14 protein-coding genes are annotated in these 20011 nt (G+C 70.9%); 2 read left to right on the forward strand and 12 right to left on the reverse strand.

Annotated features, from left to right (window positions below; all coding sequences use genetic code 11):
* Nucleotides 1–580: 580 nt before the first annotated feature.
* Nucleotides 581–1588, reverse strand: coding sequence for a stage II sporulation protein M (locus tag H1D24_RS39335; RefSeq protein WP_181662567.1), 1008 nt, complete (start codon nucleotides 1586–1588; stop codon nucleotides 581–583).
* 172 nt (nucleotides 1589–1760) lie between these two features.
* Here H1D24_RS39335 and H1D24_RS39340 point away from each other — a divergent pair, with 172 nt between their 5' ends.
* Nucleotides 1761–2813 (forward strand): RDD family protein, encoded by a 1053-nt coding sequence (locus H1D24_RS39340; RefSeq protein WP_181662568.1) that lies wholly within the window; start codon nucleotides 1761–1763, stop codon nucleotides 2811–2813.
* Nucleotides 2814–2822: 9 nt separating this feature from the next.
* On the opposite strand, the gene H1D24_RS39345 is transcribed toward H1D24_RS39340, so the two are convergent.
* The 9 genes from H1D24_RS39345 to H1D24_RS39385 form a co-directional block, all read right to left on the reverse strand.
* Nucleotides 2823–3431: a hypothetical protein gene (locus H1D24_RS39345; protein ID WP_181662569.1), complete on the reverse strand. Its 609-nt coding sequence runs from the start codon at nucleotides 3429–3431 to the stop codon at nucleotides 2823–2825.
* A 152-nt stretch (nucleotides 3432–3583) separates the two neighbouring features.
* A complete protein-coding gene (gene ahcY / locus H1D24_RS39350) occupies nucleotides 3584–5041 on the reverse strand; it encodes an adenosylhomocysteinase (RefSeq protein ID WP_181662570.1) in 1458 nt (485 codons plus the stop codon).
* 275 nt (nucleotides 5042–5316) lie between these two features.
* Nucleotides 5317–6294, reverse strand: a complete 978-nt coding sequence (locus tag H1D24_RS39355) for a cation diffusion facilitator family transporter (RefSeq protein WP_181662571.1) — start codon at nucleotides 6292–6294, stop codon at nucleotides 5317–5319.
* Nucleotides 6295–6508: 214 nt separating this feature from the next.
* A complete protein-coding gene (gene manA / locus H1D24_RS39360; protein ID WP_181662572.1) occupies nucleotides 6509–7687 on the reverse strand; it encodes a mannose-6-phosphate isomerase, class I in 1179 nt (392 codons plus the stop codon).
* 158 nt (nucleotides 7688–7845) lie between these two features.
* Entirely contained in the window at nucleotides 7846–8976 is a 1131-nt protein-coding gene (locus H1D24_RS39365; RefSeq protein ID WP_181662573.1) for an SIS domain-containing protein, read from the reverse strand.
* A gap of 56 nt (nucleotides 8977–9032) precedes the next feature.
* On the reverse strand, nucleotides 9033–9203 hold the full coding sequence (locus tag H1D24_RS39370; protein ID WP_181662574.1) for a Trm112 family protein: 171 nt from the start codon (nucleotides 9201–9203) through the stop codon (nucleotides 9033–9035).
* Nucleotides 9204–9399: 196 nt separating this feature from the next.
* On the reverse strand, nucleotides 9400–10764 hold the full coding sequence (locus tag H1D24_RS39375) for a phosphomannomutase/phosphoglucomutase (RefSeq protein WP_181662575.1): 1365 nt from the start codon (nucleotides 10762–10764) through the stop codon (nucleotides 9400–9402).
* 128 nt (nucleotides 10765–10892) lie between these two features.
* Nucleotides 10893–12509, reverse strand: coding sequence for an L-lactate permease (locus H1D24_RS39380; RefSeq protein ID WP_181662576.1), 1617 nt, complete (start codon nucleotides 12507–12509; stop codon nucleotides 10893–10895).
* 285 nt (nucleotides 12510–12794) lie between these two features.
* Nucleotides 12795–13175 carry a DUF3499 domain-containing protein gene (locus H1D24_RS39385; protein ID WP_181662577.1) on the reverse strand — a complete coding sequence of 127 codons (381 nt, stop codon included), beginning with the start codon at nucleotides 13173–13175 and terminating at the stop codon, nucleotides 12795–12797.
* Between the two features lie 483 nt (nucleotides 13176–13658).
* Between H1D24_RS39385 and H1D24_RS39390 the strand changes: the two genes are divergently transcribed.
* Nucleotides 13659–14141, forward strand: a complete 483-nt coding sequence (locus H1D24_RS39390; RefSeq protein ID WP_181662592.1) for a metallopeptidase family protein — start codon at nucleotides 13659–13661, stop codon at nucleotides 14139–14141.
* 187 nt (nucleotides 14142–14328) lie between these two features.
* Here H1D24_RS39390 and H1D24_RS39395 read toward each other — a convergent pair whose 3' ends face one another.
* Nucleotides 14329–15819, reverse strand: coding sequence for a DUF5719 family protein (locus tag H1D24_RS39395; protein WP_181662578.1), 1491 nt, complete (start codon nucleotides 15817–15819; stop codon nucleotides 14329–14331).
* Complete coding sequence (locus H1D24_RS39400) at nucleotides 15816–19634, reverse strand: glycosyltransferase (protein WP_181662579.1); 3819 nt, start codon at nucleotides 19632–19634, stop codon at nucleotides 15816–15818. Before H1D24_RS39400 ends, H1D24_RS39395 begins: the two co-directional genes overlap by 4 nt.
* Nucleotides 19635–20011: the final 377 nt, after the last annotated feature.

A 20011-nucleotide genomic window follows, 5' to 3' on the forward strand; every position in this document is an offset into this window, starting at 1 on the left:
AATTAAAGACTGCGGGATGACACCACGAGAGCGGAACAGCCAGGCGGAATAAGCCCGGCCGTTCACAGCGTCCTCGCTGCGTTATTTCAAAGGAACCTCGCCCCAGCCGAACCAGCCGGAGACGGGGTATCAACATATCTGGCGTTGACTTTTGGCACGCTGTTGAGTTCTCAAGGAACGGACGCTTCCTTTGTACTCACCCGAGAAACTCTCTCAGGCTTTCCTCCGGGCGCTTCCCTTCGGTGTTTCCAACCTTACCAGATCCGTTTTCCGTTCCGTTCCCAGTCGGAATTCATTTCCGGTGGCCGTTGGAGGGCCTTTTGCCTATCGGTTGCCTTGCGGCTTCCCTTTCGGCGGATCCGACTTTATCAGAGATTTCCGACCGGCCTGACCGGCCACTCGTTCCTGACAATCGGAATGGCTTCTCAAGACTGTGCCGTCGAGAAGCAGACAGATGCTCACGGTCACCCGTGAACGTCTCCGCTCCAGGCAACTGTTCGAATCTACCTCCCCGATCCCACCGTGTCAACGGCTTTCGGGGCGAAGAGGAGACTAGCAGGTCAGCGAGCGTGTCCGCACATCACGCGGCGGTGGGCACGACGGCGCTCCGCTCGGATTCGTCCAGGTCGCCCATGTCGCCAGCGCGTGCCGCTCTGCCGCCGAGCACATAGACGTACGAGAGAAAGGCCAGCTCAGCGGCGATTCCGATGGCGATACGGGCCCAGGTCGGCAGGCCCGAAGGAGTGACGAAGCCTTCGATTGCACCAGCGACGAAGAGGACCAGGGCGAGGCCGATCGCCATGCCGACGGCGGCGCGTCCTTCGGTTGCAAGGGCTGTGCGGCGGGTCCGAGGGCCCGGGTCGATGAGGGTCCAGCCGAGGCGCAGTCCCGTACCGGCGGCTACGAAGACGGCGGTCAGCTCCAGCAGGCCGTGCGGCAGTACCAGGCCGAGGAATGTGTCGAGACGGCCCGCGGAGGACATCAGGCCGATGCCCACGCCGAGATTGAGCATGTTCTGGAAGAGGATCCAGATGACCGGCAGGCAGAGGAAGCCGCCCAGGACCAGGCACATCGCGGCGGCCTGGGCGTTGTTCGTCCAGACCTGTGCGGCGAAGGAGGCCGCCGGGTGGCTCGAGTAGTAGGTCTCGTACTGGCCTCCGGGGCGGGTGAGCTCGCGTAGTTCGGAGGGGGCCGCAATGGCGGACTGGACCTCGGGGTGGGTGCCGATCCACCAGCCGAGAAGAGCCGCGACCACCGTCGACAGAAGTGCGGTCGGGACCCACCAGTGGCGGGATCGGTAGACGGCGGCAGGAAAGCCGTGCGTAAGGAAGCGGGTCACGTCACGCCATGTGGCACGCCGCGTGCCGGTGACGGCGCTACGCGCGCGTGCCACCAGTTGTGTGAGGCGCCCGACGAGCTGGGGGTCCGGTGCGCTGGACTGGATCAGGGAGAGGTGGGTGGCTGTGCGCTGGTAGAGGACGACGAGCTCGTCCGCTTCGGCGCCCGTCAGGCGGCGCTGCCGGCGCAGCAACCCGTCGAGGCGGTCCCATTCCGCCCGGTGGGCGGACACGAAGACGTCCAGGTCCATCGGATCTGTTGCTCCTCGGCTGCTCTCACTGCGGCCGGCGTGGCTTCTGCGGCTGCAGCGACAGCTGCGTTGCTACGGCTAGTGGGGGCGCGATGCGCACTCAGCTTGGCAGACTGGCTGACCATAAGGCAGGGCAGGGGACGGTACGGCGGGGCAGGGGAAGGCGGCCGGCGTGAGTGAGCTTGTGACGGGCGAGGCGGTGGCGTTGGAGTTGCGTCCCGCGAAGCTGCCGAGCCGGATGTTGGCCGTGCTGATCGATCTCGTTGTGGCGTGGGCGGTCTATATCGCTGTGCTGCTGGGCCTGGCGGCTGCTACGGCGTCGTTGGACGAGGCCGCCGTCGCGGCGGTATCGGTGGCTGCCTTCCTGCTGGTGCTGGTGGGCGGTCCGATCGCCGTGGAGACGCTCAGCCGTGGACGCTCGTTGGGCAAGCTGGCGTGCGGTCTGCGGGTGGTGCGGGACGACGGTGGGCCCATCCGGTTCCGGCATGCGCTGGTGCGGGGCGCCTTCGGCGTGGTCGAGATCCTCATGACGTTCGGGATCGTCGCGTGCATCGCTTCGTTCGTGTCCGCGCGCGGGCGACGGCTCGGTGATGTCTTCGCGGGAACTCTGGTCGTACGGGAGCGGGTGCCTGCTGGGCGTACTGGTTTCGTTCCTCCGCCGCCGCCCTGGCTGATGGGGCGGTTCTCCGGAGTCGATCTGTCTGCTGTCCCGGACGGGTTGTGGCTCGCGATCCGTCAGTATCTGACGCGGATGGGGCAGCTGGATCCGCAGGTGGGCTGGGGCATGGCCGAGCGTCTGGCCACCGATCTCGCGGCGCGCACCGGGGCTCCGGTGCCCCCGGGAGTTCCTCCGGCTGCGTATCTGGCGGCGGTGGTGCATGAGCGGCAGTCGCGGGATGCGCGGCGTGCCTTCGGCGGGGGCGTGCCTTCGGCGGGGGGCGGGGTGGCCTCGGCAGGTGTGTCTGCGGGGCCTGCAGGGGGTACGGCCGGCCAGGGCGCTGTTCAGCCGGGTGCGGGGTATGCGGTCGGGGGTGTGCAGCCTGTGCAGGCGTCGTACAGGTCGCCGGATCATCACTCTCTGCATCAGGCGCCCGCCCACGAGCAGCGGAGCCAGGAGACCCTCGTGACGGGGCCAGGTGAATCTTCGCCTGTTGGGCAGTCGACCGGGGATGGGCGGAGCAGTGATGCCACGCGGCCCGGCACCGGGTTCGCGCCTCCCGCGTAGGAAGCGGCGCTAGATCGACGGCGGGGAGTCGAGGTCCTCGAGCTCGATGCCGGGAGCGGCCAGCACCACGTCGCCGGCGATGTGGACGGTGTGCTGTTCGCCGGTGTCCAGGGCTGTGACCTGGTATTCGTCCACGGTCAGCAGGCCGTTGTCAGTGGCGTGTGTTTCTCTGTTCCGCAGGGCCCAGGACTGGTCGAGGGTGCGTGGGGCCAGGACCGGTTCGGTGAAGGCGACGAGACGGACGCGGGTCGCGGGGGACTCGGGGGTGAGGCGAAGGAGACGTGCGGTCGCGATGAGGAAGGCGGGGGATCTGCCGGTGAAGGCATGGGCGGGGGCATTGCCTTCGGTGGCGTGTGTGCCGGTGGGGTCGGTGCGTACCCAGGTGACGCCGTCGATGGCGGCGCCGCGGACCTGCCAGCTCGCGGCGTGGAGTTCGAGACGGATGGGGCGGCCGAGTTCGTCGAGGGCGAGGTCGACGGAGCCGGCGTGATCGCCGGAGGGGGTGGTCAGTTGGGAGACGTAGCGCCAGCCGGAGGGGCCGGGTGCGCAGTGGAAGTGCTCTTCACCGAGGGGGGTGTGATCGTGCGGATCGTGGAGCGAATATCGGCCGCGGGGCATGGAGATCGGGGTCCGGGTGCTGGTAGGGGGCAGGCCCCCGCCGTAGTGGGCGAGGGCCTGCTGATGTCCGTCCGCTGAGCGGTGCCGCCGCGCTTCGAGTGCCGCCCAGGAGGGCGCTGGGAAGGCGGCTGCCGCTCAGCAGCGGGTGGCGCTCAGTAGCGGTAGTGGTCGGGCTTGTACGGGCCCTCGACCTCGACACCGATGTAGGCGGCCTGCTCGGGGCGCAGCTTGGTCAGCTTCACGCCGAGCGCGTCCAGGTGGAGACGGGCGACCTTCTCGTCCAGGTGCTTGGGCAGCACGTAGACGTCCGTCGGGTACTCCTCGGGCTTGGTGAACAGCTCGATCTGGGCCAGCGTCTGGTCGGCGAACGAGTTGGACATCACGAACGACGGGTGGCCGGTCGCGTTGCCCAGGTTCAGCAGACGCCCCTCGGACAGCACGATGATCACTTTGCCGTCCGGGAACGTCCAGGTGTGCACCTGCGGCTTGACCTCGTCCTTGACGATGCCGGGTACCTTCGCCAGGCCGGCCATGTCGATCTCGTTGTCGAAGTGGCCGATGTTGCCGACGATCGCCTGGTGCTTCATCTTGGCCATGTCCGAGGCCATGATGATGTCCTTGTTGCCGGTCGTGGTGACGAAGATGTCGGCCTTGTCGATGACCTCGTCGAGGGTCGTGACCTGGTAGCCGTCCATCGCGGCCTGCAGTGCGCAGATCGGGTCGATCTCGGTGACGATCACGCGGGCGCCCTGCCCGCGCAGGGACTCCGCGCAGCCCTTGCCCACGTCGCCGTAGCCGCAGACGACCGCGGTCTTGCCGCCGATCAGTACGTCGGTGGCGCGGTTGATGCCGTCCACCAGCGAGTGCCGGCAGCCGTACTTGTTGTCGAACTTCGACTTCGTCACGGCGTCGTTCACGTTGATCGCCGGGAACAGGAGCACGCCGTCGCGCTGCATCTCGTACAGGCGGTGGACGCCGGTCGTGGTCTCCTCGGTGACGCCGCGGATCTCGGACGCCAGGCGGGTCCACTTCTGCGGATTCTCGCTCAGGGTGCGGGTGAGGAGCTCGAGGATGACGCGGTGCTCGTCGGATTCGGCGGTGTCGACGGACGGGACCTTGCCGTCCTTCTCGTACTCGACGCCCTTGTGGACGAGGAGGGTGGCATCACCGCCGTCGTCGAGGATCATGTTGGGGCCGCCGGTGGGGCTGTTCGGCCAGGTCAGGGCCTGCTCGGTGCACCACCAGTACTCCTCCAGGGTCTCGCCCTTCCACGCGAACACCGGGACACCCTGGGGGTTGTCCGGCGTGCCCTTGGGGCCCACCGCGATGGCCGCGGCGGCGTGGTCCTGGGTGGAGAAGATGTTGCAGGAGGCCCAGCGGACCTCGGCGCCGAGCGCGACCAGGGTCTCGATCAGGACCGCGGTCTGCACGGTCATGTGCAGGGAGCCCGTGACACGGGCGCCCTTCAGCGGCTGCTTCTCGGCGTACTCCTTGCGGATCGCCATCAGGCCGGGCATTTCGTGCTCGGCGAGGGTGATCTCCTTGCGGCCGAACTCGGCCAGGGAGAGGTCGGCGACCTTGAAGTCCTGTCGTTGATCGACAGTCGTCATAACGGGCTGCTCCTCGTGATGGGTCGAGGGTGGGTACGGCTGGCTCTGCGGCGGCGGACACACCGGTGCCCGGGCGCGCGCGGCCCAGTCCGTCGGAGGCCCTCTCTCCCTCGGTCGGTCCGCGGTGCGGACCGCCCGACCGCCATCAGCAGCGACGTCTGGCTGTCCCCACGAATCTACACCGATCGACCCAGTGGCCCCCAGTCCGCCCATGAGCGTGCGGACCCCTACGCACATCAGTGCGTAGGGGCCCGCGGCAAATCGTGTCGGCGCCGTCAGTGCTCCGCGCCGGAAGTCGGTCCGCCCGGGGTGGCCTCGCGGTCCGCGCCCTTGGCGGCCTCTGCCACGCTGTAGATGTCCGGCTCCAGGTAGATCACGCGGGCGATCGGGACGTCCTTGCGGATGCGTGCCTCGGCGGCGTCTATGGCAGCGGCCACCTCGGCGGCCGTGTTGTCGTGCCGGACCGCGATCTTGGCGGCGACCAGGAGCTCCTCGGGGCCGATGTGGAGCGTACGCATGTGGATGATGCGGGTGACCGTGTCGCCGTCGACGATCGCGGACTCGATCTTCGCGACCTCCTCGGTACCGGCGGCCTCGCCCAGCAACAGCGACTTGGTCTCGGCGGCCAGCACGAGCGCGATGAGGATGAGCAGGACACCGATGCAGAGGGTGCCGATGCCGTCCCAGACGCTGTCGCCCGTGATCAGGGTCAGGCCGACACCGAAGAGCGCCAGGATCAGGCCGACCAGTGCGCCGAGGTCCTCCAGCAGGACGACCGGCAGCTCGGGGGCCTTGGCGTGGCGTACGAACTCCTTCCAGGACTTCTTGCCACGGAGGACGTTGGACTCCTTGATGGCGGTGCGGAAGGAGAAGGTCTCGGCGATGATCGCGAAGACCAGCACGCCCACGGGCCAGTACCAGTTCTCCAGCTCGTGCGGGTGCTTGATCTTCTCGTAGCCCTCGTAGATGGCGAACATGCCGCCGACCGAGAACAGCACGATCGAGACGAGGAAGGCGTAGATGTAGCGCTCGCGGCCGTAGCCGAAGGGGTGCTGCGGGGTGGCCTCGCGCTGGGCCTTCTTGCCGCCGACCAGCAGCAGCGCCTGGTTGCCTGAGTCGGCGACCGAGTGCACGGACTCGGCCAGCATCGAGGACGAGCCGCTGAAGAGGAACGCCACGAACTTCGATACGGCAATCGCGAGGTTGGCGGCCAGTGCCGCCACAATCGCCTTGGTACCGCCTGACGCGCTCATGTGTTCGCTGTGTCCCTTCGCCTGCGTCTGTTCCCGGCCTGCGTTGATCGCACACGTACAGCGTGCATCGCTCGCGTACGTACGTCGCATATCCGTGCCGCCGCGCTTTCACGGCGGTCTTCCGGCCGCGGTCCGTACGTCGCCGCGCGGGGCCGGCTCCTTTGCCGACCCTTTGCGGTGGGTCATTGTTGCAGCACGGGACGCACTCGGTTTATCAGGCCACCACAGTCGCACGGAAGATCGTGCCGGCCCCGGACACTTCGGTCTTTTCTCCTGCGGGGACGAAGACCGACTGCCCCGGTCCGAGCGTGAGTTCACCGGTCCGCACGGAACCGGCGGTGCACAGCAGGATCTGCGGGGTCGGGGCGGTCAGGTCGTGCGGCGCCGAGCCCTCGGCCAGGACGTACCGAGAGAGCCGGAACTCGTCGATCGGCGTCGCGTAGACCTCCTCGCCGTCGGGGGCGGCCTCGGGGCGCAGTACTCCGGGGTCGGTCGCCTCGAAGCGGACGATGCGCAGCAGTTCGGGGACGTCGACGTGCTTCGGGGTGAGGCCGCAGCGCAGGACGTTGTCCGAGTTGGCCATGATCTCGACACCGAGGCCGCCCAGGTAGGCGTGCGGGACGCCGGCGCCGAGGAACAGGGCCTCGCCGGGCTCCAGTTGGACGTGGTTGAGCAGCATGGCGGCGATCACGCCCGGGTCGCCGGGGTAGTGGTGCGCGATCGAGGCGTACGCCGCGTAGTCGGCTGCGAAGTCGGAGGTGTCCGGGTCTTCGGCCAGTCGAGCACAGGCCGCCGCGGCCTCGGCGACCGTGGCCGCCATCTCGTCGCGGTCGGCGGTGAGCACGGCGGTGAGGACCTCGCGGAGGGCGGCCTCCTCGGGGTGGGCGTGCAGCAGGTCGACGTAGGGCTTGAGGGAGTCGACGTCCAGGCGGGCCAGCAGCTCCGCGGCCTGGATCGGCTGACGGAAACCGCACAGGCCGTCGAACGGCGTCAGCGCACAGATCAGTTCGGGCTTGTGGTTGGTGTCCTTGTAGTTGCGGTGGGGGGCGTCGATGTGGACCCTGCGCTGCTCCTCTGCCTCGTACCCCTCCTTCGCCTGCGCGAGGTCGGGGTGGACCTGGAGGGACAGCGGGGCGCCGGCCGCGAGGATCTTGAGCAGGAACGGCAGCCGGGGGCCGAACTTCTCCACGGACCGCGCGCCCAGTTCACGCTCGGGGCCGGCGTCGATCACCACGTTCAGCGCTCCGCGCGCGGTGCGGGACGGTGCGCCGGGGTGGGCGCCCATCCACATCTCCGCCTGCGGCTCACCCGTCGGCTCGACGCCGAGCAGCTCGGGGATGGCGGTGGTCGAACCCCAGGCGTAGGGGCGGATGGTGTTGTCGAGGCGGTCCATGGTGGCTGCTTTCTCCGTGCAGGGGTCATCGGGCTCGTACGCGGGGCAGAGCTCCGTACGCCGGGTCGGTGCCCGGTGCGGATCGGTGCTCCGTGCGCGGGTCGGTGCTCCGTACGGCCCGGACCGGCCGGGATCGGCACCGGCCGGTCCGGTCAAGATCAGGCCCCTGAAGCGAGCGACAGGTAAACAGCGGCGAAATCCGTGATGGCGATCAGCTCCGCGAGACCCTCCAGCTCGCTGCCGCCCTCCGGCTCGAGCTCGCTGATCGCGGTGTCGTGGCTGAGTGCGAGCTCGCGGGCGGCGGGGGCCGCGCTGAGGACGTCGGTCGGCTGGTCCCTGAGCAGGAGGACGCGGGCGCGCAGGGCCTGCTCCTCCTCCACACGGTCGCGGAAGAAGTCCTCCGGGTCGGCGCCCCCGGCGAGGGTGCTGACGAGCAGCGCGCCGTGGGCGGGCATCGCCTCGGGCAGCTCTGCCGCGAGCGCGGGACGCCCCGCGAGTTCGGCGAGCGCGGCGGCGAACCGGCGGCCCGTGGGGCCCGCACCCGAACCCTCGGTCCAGATCAGCGGCAGGGATTCGGCGAGCTCGGCGGCGAGCGTCTTGGCCGGGTTCTCGTACGTCGCCCTGGCAGGACCGCAGCGTTCGGCGGTGTGGTCGAGGCGGTCGGCGACCTTCTGAAGGCTGTCAGGCGGTGCTGCCAGCAGGCCGGTGCGGTCCAGAAGGGCCAGCAACGGCGTGAACAACGCCCAGAGCGCGCCGGGGCTCGCGGCCGCGGTCTGCTCCTGCTCCTCGTACGGGGCGGTCGCCATGGGTACGACCAGGCCGTGCGCGGCGCCCTCGACGGCCTCGGTGAGCGGGGAGCGGGGAGGGGCCACAGCGACGACGGAGCAGCCGCGGCGGTACGCCTGTTCGGCGAGGAGAGCGAGGCCCGGCTCCGAACCGTCGGGGGTGGCGATGAGCAGCAGATCGACCGGGCCGGCCCAGCCGGGCAGCGCCCAGCGCAGCGCACCGGCGGCCGGGGCCACGCCGGTGGGCGCCAGGCGTGTGACGGGACAGCCCGCGGCGACCAGCGTGGAGAGCAGGTCGGCGACGCAGTTGGCGGCCATGCCCGGGCCCGCGGTCAGCAGGGCCCGTGGACGGCCGTCGGGCTTGAGGTCCATGAGGCCCGCCTCGGCCGCGTGCCGGAGGGCGGTGCGCACGCGGGCGCCTGCCTCGGCGGCGCCGCGCAGCAGGCCTCGCCGGTCGGCGCGGGCGAGCGCCTCGGGGTCGTCGAGCAGCGATTCGTCGAGCATGGGCGTCGGCCTCCGATCGCCGTGCGCGGTTGTGTCTGCCGCGGTGGTCTCTGCGGTTACGCGGGGCGGCGTGCCTCGTCGACAAGCAGTACGGGGATGCCGTCCCGGACCGGGTAGGCCAGGCCGCAGTCCTTGCCGGTGCAGATCAGCTCGGTCTCCTGCTCCTTGAGGGGGGCGTGACAGGCCGGGCAGGCGAGGATCTCCAGGAGGCCGGCTTCGAGCGGCATGGGGGTGTCCTTTCGAACAGCAGGGCAGGGTACGTGCGGCCTGGTCAGCGTACCTGGCCCCTGGGCCCTGGGCGGGGGCGGCGGGCGGGGCCGATCCTGTGGTCGGCTGCGGGCCGGAGCCCGTTTGTGCCCGCCGTTCCGCCCCAGCGGAACGACTGCCCACAAACGGGCGGCCGACCCCTGCCGACCGCCGGTGTCAGTTTCTGATGATCGCCAGGGCCTCGTCGCGGATCTTCGTCATCGTGGCCACGTCCCGGGCCTCCGCGTTCAGGCGGAGGAGGGGCTCGGTGTTGGACGGGCGGACGTTGAACCACCAGTCGGCCGAGGTGACGGTCAGGCCGTCGAGTTCGTCGAGCGTGACGCCGTCCCGGCCGGCGTAGGCCGCCTTGATCGCCGCCAGGCGGGCCGCCTGGTCGTCGACCGTGGAGTTGATCTCGCCGGAGCCCGCATAGCGGTCGTACTGGGCGACGAGCTCCGACAGCGGGCCGTCCTGGCCGCCGAGCGCGGCCAGCACGTGCAGCGCGGCGAGCATGCCGGTGTCCGCGTTCCAGAAGTCGCGGAAGTAGTAGTGCGCGGAGTGCTCACCGCCGAAGATCGCACCTGTCTCGGCCATCTGCTGCTTGATGAAGGAGTGGCCGACGCGCGTACGCACCGGCGTGCCGCCGTTCTCGCGGACGACCTCGGGGACCGACCAGGACGTGATCAGGTTGTGGATGACGGTGCCCGTGCCGCCGTTCCGCCCGAGCTCGCGGGAGGCGACCAGGGCCGTGATCGCCGACGGCGGGACCGGGTCACCGCCCGCGTCGACGACGAAGCACCGGTCCGCGTCGCCGTCGAACGCGAGGCCGATGTCCGCGCCCTCCTCACGCACGCGCTTCTGCAGGTCCACGAGGTTCGCCGGGTCGAGCGGGTTCGCTTCGTGGTTGGGGAACGTGCCGTCCAGCTCGAAGTACATCGGCACCAGGTCGATCGGGAGGCTGGCGAACACGGTCGGAACGGTGTGGCCGCCCATGCCGTTTCCCGCGTCGACGACGACCTTCAGCGGGCGGATCGAGGTCAGGTCGACGAGCGAGCGGAGGTAGGCCGCGTAGTCCTCGAGGGTGTCCCGCCCTGTGATCGAACCGGGCGTGGCGACCGGCTCGGGCGCGCCGGATTCGCTCCACTCCTCGACGAGGGCGCGGATCTCGGCCAGCCCCGTGTCCTGGCCGACGGGTGCAGCGCCCTGCCGGCACAGCTTGATGCCGTTGTACTGAGCGGGGTTGTGCGAGGCCGTGAACATCGCGCCCGCCAGGTTCAGCGCCCCCGAGGCGTAGTACAGCTGGTCCGTCGAGCACAGGCCGATCTCCGTGACGTCGACGCCGCGGGATGCGGCGCCGCGCGCGAAGGCACGCGACAGTCCCGGGGAAGAGGGCCGCATGTCGTGCCCGGTCACGATCGCGGCAGCGCCGGTGACCTGCGCGAAGGCGGCACCGAACAGCTCGGCCAGCGACTCGTCCCACTGATCCGGGACCACCCCGCGTACGTCGTACGCCTTCACGATCTGCGACAGATCAGCAGTCACGGCCGTCCTCTCCCGAAGTCCTCACCAGTCTCATTAGTCGCCCAAAACTACCTGCATGCACTGACAACGGGGACATGAGCCTGCCGCAGAACACCGGAGACGGACCCGTGACCGCCCACCTCGTGCTGTCAGGGCAGCATCCAGCCCAGCACCGCCGTACTCTGCCCCACCACGATCAGGCACATGACCAGCAGCAACCCGATGCTCCAGGGCAGCACCTTGCGCAGCAGATCGCCCTCCTTGCCCGCGAGGCCGACGGCGGCGCACGCGATCGTCAGGTTCTGCGGCGAGATCATCTTGCCCAGCACCCCGCCCGAGCTGTTGGCCGCCGCGAGGAGTTCCGGCGAGAGCCCGGACTGCTGCGCCGCGGTGACCTGAAGCGCGCCGAAGAGAGCGTTGGCGGAGGTGTCGGAGCCGGAGACGGCGACGCCGAACCAGCCCAGGACGGGCGACAGGAACGCGAGACCCGCGCCTGCCGCGGCCACGAAGTGGCCGATGGTAGCGGCCTGTCCGGACAGGTTCATGACATACGCAAGGGCCAGGACGGACGTCACGGTGAGGATCGCGAACCTCAGCTCGTACACCGTCGCCGCCCACTCGCGCAGCGCCACGCGCGCGTGCACGCGGAGAACGGCGGCGGTGCCGAGGCCGGCCAGCAGCACGAGCGTGCCGCCGGTGGACAGCAGCGGCAGCGAGAAGACGTTCTGGCCGACCGCCTCCCCGTCCGGACCGGCGACGTTCAGGAACGGCCAGTCGAAGGTGCGGGTCGCCTGTGCGAGCACCTCCTTGACGGCCGGGATCTGGGCTACCGAGAAGACGGCCACGATCAGCGCGTACGGGGCGTATGCGCGCAGCACCTCGGGCCGCGGATCGTCCTCGTCGAGCTCGTCGCTGCGTACGCCGGTGAGGACCGCGGCCCGTACGGGTTCCTCGGCGGGCTTGCGCGCCCCCGGCAGCGCCACCAGCGCGCCGGCTCCCGCCAGCGCGGCCCCGATGTCGGCGAGCTGCGCGGAGACGTAGTTGGACGCGGCGAACTGCGCGACGGCGAAGGCCACGCCGCAGACGAGGGCGGGCACCCAGGTCTCGCGCAGCCCGCGCCGCCCGTCCACCAGGCCGACGAGCACGAGCGGCACGACGAGGGCGAGCAGGGGGGTCTGGCGGCCCACCACCGAGGCGACCGTGTCCAGCGGCAGCCCGGTCACCTCTGCGAGCGTCACCACCGGGGTCCCCATGGCGCCGAAGGCGACGGGCGCGGTGTTGGCGACCAGCGCGACGACGGCCGCCCGTACCGGCTCGAAGCCGAGCGCGACCAGCATGACGGAGCAGATCGCCACGGGAGCACCGAAGCCGGCGAGCGCCTCCAGCAGCGCCCCGAAGCAGAAGGCGACCACCAGCGCCTGGATGCGCGGATCGTCGGAGAGCCGCCCGAACGAGCGGCGCAGGATGTCGAAGTGCCGCGTGCGGACCGTCATCCGGTAGACCCACAGGGCGTTGATGACGATCCACAGAATGGGGAAGAGGCCGAAGACGGCGCCCTGGGCGGCGCCCGCGAACGTCTGGCCGAGCGGCATTCCGTAAGCGAGCCAGGCGACCAGCGCCGCGACGGTCAGGCCGATGAGCCCCGCAAGGTGCGCCTTCATACGGACGACGCCGAGGAGAACGAGAACGGTGATGAGGGGAAGAGTCGCGACGAGCGCGGACAGGCCGAGCGAATCGGCAACAGGCTCCAGTTGCTGGACGAACACGAGGTGCCTCCAGATTCCGTGATGCGGAAAACTATTTCTCACGGGCGGAGGAATGGTCGTGTCCGCGGCAACGCCACGTCAATGGGTCGTGCTGCGGTGAAGTTGTGCAGGTGACCGCGTACAGCGAGGGAGTCGTGCAGGTGACCTCGTACAACGGGGAAGTCGTGCAGATGACCTCGTACAGCGGGAACTGAAGCCCCACGAGGGTGACTTGGCGTCGATCAGGAGACCGAGGCGCCAGTCGATCAGGAGACCGAGGGGTCAGTCGATCGAGAGACCGAGGCGTCAGGAGTCCGGCGAGCGCAGCACCCGCAGATGACCGCGGCGCCCGACCTCTCTCGGGTCGGCGGTCCGCGCGCCCGCGCCGCCCCCGGCCTCCGCGGCGCGCTCCTGCGGGCGGGCCGCCTCGCGCACCGCGTTGGCGAGCGCCTCGAGGTCGTCGCCGGTGGGGCGGGCCGGACCTGAGGCGTCGGCAAGCCGGACGACCTCCCAGCCGCGCGGCGCGGTCAGCCGCTCGGAGTGTTCGGCGCACAGGTCGTAGCAATGGGGTTCGGCGTAGGTCGCGAGGGGGCCGAGGACCGCGGTCGAGTCGGCGTAGACGTACGTCAGCGTCGCGACGGCGGGACGGCCGCAAGCGGTGCGCGAACAGCGACGTACAGGGCTCACGACGTTGGACGGTACCGCACTCTTGAGCGGGCCGCGACGACTCTCCCCGAGGTCACTCCACCGTGTCGTGGCGTGATCCTTATCACGCGCGTCTCCAAGGGCTCGCCGCTGACCTGCACAGACCGTCGCATGCCGACGAAGCGGCCGACTTACGTGCAGTCACCATCTGGTGCGAATCCCGTCATACGCCACGACATCGGCGGACTCGGAAGGATGTGGAATCGATCCCGAGCTTGGCTGGAATGGTCATCGAACGACATGCCGTGGTCTGCCACGAGTCGGTGATCCGCGGCAGCGCGGGCGGCCGCACACGACCGGTCTGGATTTCTCAATAGCCATGCGGGTGATGTGCAGCCCTAGCCATACGGGTGAGCTACGGCCATGCGGGTGGCCGCCGAGATCGGTGAGCCGCCGGGATCCCTGGTCCGGTGGCGCGTGGGCGGCGGCCACAGAGGGCCGCGCGAGGACTACGCTTCATCGGTGATGGACAGCCCCGTACCGCCTCGCGCCGCAGACCCCAGGCCAGAGCCCAGGCCCCGCCGCCGTGACCGCCACGGCAGGGGTATGCGCGGCCCCGTCGCGCCGCCGCAGGTACCGCTCGCCGCGAGCCGCGCCGAGGCCTTCGCGGACCTGGTCCAGGACTCCGTCGAGCGGCTGGAGCGCCGCTGGCCGCAGCTCGCCGACATCGACTTCCTCGTGGTCGAGGTGCCGAGGCTCGACGGCGGGGGCGCGGCCGCCGGCCCTGATCTGGTGGCCTGGGGCGATGATGCGGTGCCTCTGGGCGGCACGATCCCGGCGCGCGAGGGCCGTCCCGCACGCGTCGTCGTCTACCGCCGCCCGGTCGAGATCCGCACCAAGGGTCGCGACGAGCGCGCCGCCCTTGTGCACGAGATCGTCGTCGAGCAGGTCGCCGAGCTGCTGGGCCTGACCCCGGAGACGGTGGATCCGCGGTACGGGGAGGACTGACACGGCCGTCGGGCCGCTGTTCAGAGGCACGACAGCGAGTGAGCCGAAGGAGCGCGACGGTGTCGAGAGGCCGACCGCGCGGAGGCCCCGACGAAGGAGGGGCTGAGCACGGGCGGGCTGAGCACGGGCGGCCTATCGACACCGGCTGGGGCGCTCCGGAGGCGAACCGAGCTCCAAAAAGGGAGGCTCACTTCTGCAGCACGGAGAGGTCCTGGTCGGCCGTCGGCACCGCGACCGTCCCCCGGTCGTCCGGCAGCGTCTGCACCGTGAACATCGGGATGCCGTCCTGCGGCAGCTCCAGCATCCGCGAGGCGTAGACAGGGCCGCCGGACACCGGCTCCACCGTCAGCGCGTACGCCCCCTTCAGGCCGCCCGGCACCGGCGGCGGCTTCAGTGCCGTCGTCGTACCGCCCTTGACCGTGTACGTCTTCGTCACCGCCGTACCGCCCTCGGTGCCCGCCGACGCCGTGACCCTGACCTTCGCGGACTTCCCCGGGGCGACCAGGGCGAGTGTCGAGCCCTTGGCGCGGTTGTCGGCGGCCGTCGCGCGTGTGCCGACCGGACGCGTCGCCGGTATGAACGCGGTCTCCTGCCTGCTGCCCTTGCCGCGGACGACTCTCACGGCGGCCACGACCGGCGCAGAGTCCTCCGTGGGCGTGAGGACCAGCGAGCCCGCCTCGCCCTTGGTGACGTCGCCCAGATCGACGGCGGCCGTCATGCCGGACTTGACGTGCAGCGTCTCGTGCCCCGCGGGGGTGATCAGGCCGTTGGGCGACGCCAGCTGCACCTTCAGGTCGGCGTCGTCCTCGCCGGTGGCGAAGGCGACCAGGCGCACGGACGTCGCGTCCTCGGGGATGCCCGGCAGCACCAGACTGCCCGCTGGATCGGTGGAGGCGGGCAGCCAGTCCGTACCCAGCTTGCCGTCGGCGGCCTGCACGGCGGCCGCGACCCGGCCGCTGCGCACGGTCACGTGCACGGTCAGGTTGGTCTGCGGTTCGTCGGTGAGCGTGGACAGCAGCACCGGCACGCTGGAGTGCGGCGGCACCTGGATGCCCTCGGCCACTTCGGACTTGAGGGCGCCCTCCTTGCCGTAGAGCTCGACGTCGACGACGGCGGCCGAGTCGTCCGGGTTGGTCAGATGGACGTAGTCGGTGCGCTCCTCGGCGGTGCTGGCGCCCGGGAACCAGAAGTCGGTGTCCGGAGCGGTGCAGTTGACGCCGAGGACGCCCCGGGTGCTGCCCGCCGGGATCTCGGTGGTCTGCTGAACCGTCCAGCCGGGCGCCAGGTTCCCCTCTGCGGTGCCGACCAGAGCGGGCGCCTCCGCGCCCGAGGAATCGCCGGAGACCGGCTTGCCCGGCTCCTTCGGCGACAGCACGGGCTTGTCGCCCTTGTCCTTGTCCTTGGCGTCGTCCTCCGACTCCCTCGTCGCCGCGGTCACTTCCGCCTTGCCGGTGCTGCCGGAGTCCTTCGAGGCGGGCGTGTACGAGGTGTACGAGGTCTCGGCGAGATCCGAGGTGCTGGGCGCCGGGCAGAGCAGCGTGGAGCGCTCGACGGGCAGCTGAGCGGCCGCCTTCGCCTCGCTGCCGCCCGTGCCGTCCGGCGCGGTGAGAGTGGCGAACCCGGTGACGGCGGCGAGCGCGGTCACGGCGGCGATCAGGGAAACGGTGGTGCGGTTCACTGGTGGCTCCCGTCGGGGCGCTCATGGTCGGTGCCGTGCGGCGGCTGCGTCGGCTGCTGCTCGTACGACCCGTCATAGGCCGTCGAGTCCTCGTCGTAGGCCGTCTGGCCGGACTGGCCGTACGACGCGTCGTACGCCCCGCCGTACGCATACGGGTCGTACTGGCCGGCCTGGTACGGCTCCGACTGGTACCCCTGCTCGTACGAACCGGCCTGCTCGTAGGAGCCCGCCTGCTCGTACGAACCGGCCTGCTCGTAGGAGCCCGCCTGCTCGTACGAACCCTCCTGGCCGTAAGCACCCGCCTGCTCGTACGAGTCCGCCGGGTACTGCGCGCCGTCCTGCTGTTCGCCGTACGTCCCGTACTCGCCGCCCCCGTAGCTCGGCGCCTCCCACTCCCCGTACGACTGCTGCCGCTGCTGCGGAACGGCTGCCGGGGTCTCCGAAGGAGGCGGTACGGCCCCTCGCTCAGCGGACTCCGCGGCGCCGCTCTCCTGGGCGGCCTCTTCGGCCTGTGCCCGGAGCCGGCGCGCGCGTCGCCCCTCCCCCGCCACGGGCTGGGCGGGCACGACGGGCTCCTCGGGCAGGTCGTCGTCGATGTCCCGGCGCCGGCCGGGCAGCGCGAGGACGACGAGGACGACGGCGAGCGCACCCTGCGCCCACAGCCAGGCGGTGTGGGTGACCGGAGCGTCGTGGGTGACGTCCAGCCGCCCGCCCGACGCGGGCAGTTCGAAGCCCTGGGCCCAGCCGTCGACCGTGGTCGCGGTGAGCGGGCGGCCGTCGAGTGTGGCCGTCCAGCCGTCGTCGGCCGAGTCGGCGAGGCGCAGCACGCGGCCCGCGTCGCCCGCAGGAATGCTGGTGTGCAGCTCGACGGGCCCGGAGGCGACGGGCAGCGGATCGCCGGACTTCGGGACGATGGCGGCACGTGAGACCTGCCGGTCCACGCGCCACAGCGAGCTGCCGTCCTGCTGGCTGAGGCGGCTCAGGCCCGGCGTGGCGTCCAGGACGCGGCTCATCTGGCGGGGTGCCCCGCCGCGTACGAGCACATAGCGCACCGCGAAGCCTTCGAGCTGGTCGGCCTGGTCGGCGCCGGAGCCCGCGACAAGGTTGGCGACGACCTTGTCGAGCTTCTTGTTGCTCTCGCCCGCCTCGGTCAGTTCGGCGTCGCCGAGCCGGGCGCCGGAGCCGCGCACCAGCGTGTACGCGACCTCGGCTTCCGAGTCGCTGTCCAGCACGAGGGTGCGGGGCTGGTCGCGGGTGTCGGCCTCCTCGGCGACGAACGCGGGCACCTGCACCGGGTCGCGCCGCTCCAGCGGCCCGTCGGCGCCGCGGATCATCCATCCCGCGGCAGAGATCAGCGGCCCGGCGACCGCGGCGAACGCAATAAGCGCTGCCACCGGCTGCCGCCAGCCGAAGCTCTGCTCGGCCACGCGCGCGCGTGCCCCGTCGCCGCCGAGCACGGCGGCGCCCAGCAGGGCGATGCCGTAGACGAGGGTCGCGGGTCCGGCCCAGGTGGAACTGTTCGAGAGGGCCGCGAAGACGAGGGCGACGAGTGCGACGGCCCAGGCGGTGTACACCGCGGTCTGCCGTTCGCCGCGCAGCAGCGCGGCAAGCGCTGCGAGCACGATGCCGACGAGCAACAGGCCGGCGACCGTGCCGGGGCCGCCCGGCGATCCACCGAGCAGGTCGAGACCGGACGCCGAACCCGTCCCGTACTCCAGACCGGCCTCCGTGAAGAAGCCGAACGGCAGCAGCGACAGCGACCAGGGCGCAAGGATCAGCAACGGCGTGCCGAGCGCGGCCAGGAAACGCAGCCCGTACGCGACAAGGTCGGTGCGGCGGACCGCGAGCAGTGCGATGCCCAGGATCAGCGCGATGGGCCAGATGATGGGCGTGAAGGCGGTGGCGAGGGTGAGCAGCAGTGCGTACGCCCAGGTGGCGCGCCAGCTGCCGCGTGCGTCGCCGTGGTGCGCGAGGCCGCTCGCGGCGATGCCCGCGCGTGCGATGAGGGGCAGCAGTACGGCGAGTACGGCGGTGCCGATCCGGCCGCCCGCGAGCGCACCCGTGGCGGCGGGCAGGAAGGCGTACGCGACGGCCACCCATGCGCGGAGCAGCCGCGATTCGACGAGCGGGCGCGACGCGAAGTAGGCGGCGAAGCCGGCCAGCGGAACCGAACAGACCAGCAGAACCGTGACGGCCAGTCCGGTGGAGCCGAAGAGCACGGTGGCGAGCATCGCGACCAGCGCGAGGTAGGGCGGTGCGGACTGTGTGCCGCCGGTGCCGACCGGATGCCAGCCGCTTGTGTAGCGCGCCCACAGCTCGGAGACGTCCGCGGGCGCGGGCAGCAGCGCCCCGCCGGCGAGGGCTCCCCCACCGAGCAGCTCACGGCACGCTATGAGCGAGAAGAACAACAGGACCACGAAGAGCATGGGTCCCGGCTTGCGCGCGATGCGCTTGATCCGGGCGAACTGCTCGATCTCGAGGAAGTCGGCGTCGTCGCCGCCGGGTCCGGACTCGACGGCGCCGTGCCGCCCTCCGGAGGAGACTTCGGGGTCGGAGCGGCCCACGAGGTTGCTCGCGACCTGCTCCACGGTGGCCCGTACGGTCGCGCCGGGTGGCGGGAAGAGCGGCCGCAGTTCGCCCTTGTCGACCTGGGGTCTGCCGCGGCGGCGCCGGCCGGCGAGGATCCGCTCCGGCCGCAGCAGCACGGCGAAGAGGCCGGCGACCTCGTCGAGCGCCTGACCGGGCACCTTGCCGACGAGATACGCGAGCGTCCGCAGCAGCGTTCCGAGCACCAGGCGCAGCAGCACCCAGAGAAGCGCGCCCGTACGGGCGTTGACGAGCAGTGTGTAGACCGCGCCCGACTTGTCGACCCGGTGCGGGCTGGTCGCCGTGCGCCCGACGCAGTCGACGGTGCGGCGCTCGCGCGAGGACGCCTCCGCGTGCCGGACCACGGCGTCGGGCGCGACCAGTACGCGGTGTCCCGCGGCATGGGCGCGCCAGCACAGGTCGACGTCGTCACGCATGAGCGGCAGCCGCCGGTCGAACCCGCCGAGCTGCTCGAAGACATCACGCCGGATCAGCATGCCGGCGGTGGACACGGACAGCACGGGCCGTACGTGGTCGTGCTGGCCCTGGTCCTGTTCGCGCCGGTCGAGGCCTGTCCAGCGACGGCCGCTGTTGGCGATGGTGACGCCGACCTCGAGCAGCTGCCGGCGGTCGTACCAGCCGCGGAGCTTCGGGCCGACGATCGCGACGTCCTTGCCGAGCTCGCGTTCGTTCTCCACGACGCGCAGCAGCTCGGCCAGCGCGTCCGGTTCGGGGGAGCAGTCGTCGTGCAGAAGCCACAGCCACTGCTCCGGTTCGCCGTACGGCAGGTCCGGCATGTCGTACGCGTCGTCGCGCCAGGTCCGGTTCACCGGGTCCCAGCCGCTGGGGCGCCTGAGATACGGCAGGTCGTCCGGCGTGAGGACGCCCGCGGTGCGGACGGCCTCGTCGACGGCGGCGCCGAAGCCCGTGCGCCGGGCGAGGTGCAGCACCCGGTCGGCGCCGAGTGCCTCGGTGACCAGCTGGGCGGAGTCGTCCCCGCTGCCGGTGTCGGCCGCGACGGCGTTCTGCACGGGGCGCTCCTGACCGAGCAGCCCGGCGAGGGCGTCGGGCAGCCAGCGGGCACCGTCGTGCGAGACGATCACCGCGGTGACGACATGCCGCGGGAACTCGGGCGGGCGGGTCGGGTCGGACAGCGCCGCCTGGCGAGTCTGGTCGAACACTGCGGAGGCAGCGTCGTACTGGGCTGCCGTATGACTGTGCACGGTCATCGAGGTGCGGGCCCCGGTTCGATGGACTGCGGTGGACGCCTGTGCCCTGCGGGGCGACGGGTGTCTCGGACGAGGGCCCACACTAACGGCTGGCTAGCACGGCGGCCCGCCGCCTGTGGATAACCCACCTGCGACGGGCCGACTTTACGTGAGCATGTCTGCGGTTTCGTCGGTGGCATCTGCGCTGTTCGATCGGTTGTGTCCGTCTACGCGCGCGTGCCGATGGCGCTCTGTTCGCCGTGCGTTCAGGAGGCGGCCACATTCGGGCGGCGGCCACATTCCGACCGTGGCCACATTCCGACCGTGGCCACTGTCCGGCCAACACCACCGTCCGACCGCGGCCACTGTCCGGCCGCCGCCACCGTCCGACTGCTGCC

The sequence above is a fragment of the Streptomyces himalayensis subsp. himalayensis genome (assembly GCF_013778455.1).
Classification (GTDB): domain Bacteria; phylum Actinomycetota; class Actinomycetes; order Streptomycetales; family Streptomycetaceae; genus Streptomyces; species Streptomyces himalayensis.

Excerpts from the sequence above, each read along its gene's own strand:
- H1D24_RS39335 (WP_181662567.1), bottom strand. The coding sequence starts at position 1,588 with ATGGACCTGGACGTCTTCGTGTCCGCCCACCGGGCGGAATGGGACCGC.
- H1D24_RS39345 (WP_181662569.1), bottom strand. The coding sequence starts at position 3,431 with ATGCCCCGCGGCCGATATTCGCTCCACGATCCGCACGATCACACCCCC.
- ahcY (WP_181662570.1), bottom strand. The coding sequence starts at position 5,041 with ATGACGACTGTCGATCAACGACAGGACTTCAAGGTCGCCGACCTCTCC.
- H1D24_RS39355 (WP_181662571.1), bottom strand. The coding sequence starts at position 6,294 with ATGAGCGCGTCAGGCGGTACCAAGGCGATTGTGGCGGCACTGGCCGCC.
- manA (WP_181662572.1), bottom strand. The coding sequence starts at position 7,687 with ATGGACCGCCTCGACAACACCATCCGCCCCTACGCCTGGGGTTCGACC.
- H1D24_RS39365 (WP_181662573.1), bottom strand. The coding sequence starts at position 8,976 with ATGCTCGACGAATCGCTGCTCGACGACCCCGAGGCGCTCGCCCGCGCC.
- H1D24_RS39370 (WP_181662574.1), bottom strand. The coding sequence starts at position 9,203 with ATGCCGCTCGAAGCCGGCCTCCTGGAGATCCTCGCCTGCCCGGCCTGT.
- H1D24_RS39390 (WP_181662592.1), top strand. The coding sequence starts at position 13,659 with ATGGACAGCCCCGTACCGCCTCGCGCCGCAGACCCCAGGCCAGAGCCC.
- H1D24_RS39400 (WP_181662579.1), bottom strand. The coding sequence starts at position 19,634 with ATGACCGTGCACAGTCATACGGCAGCCCAGTACGACGCTGCCTCCGCA.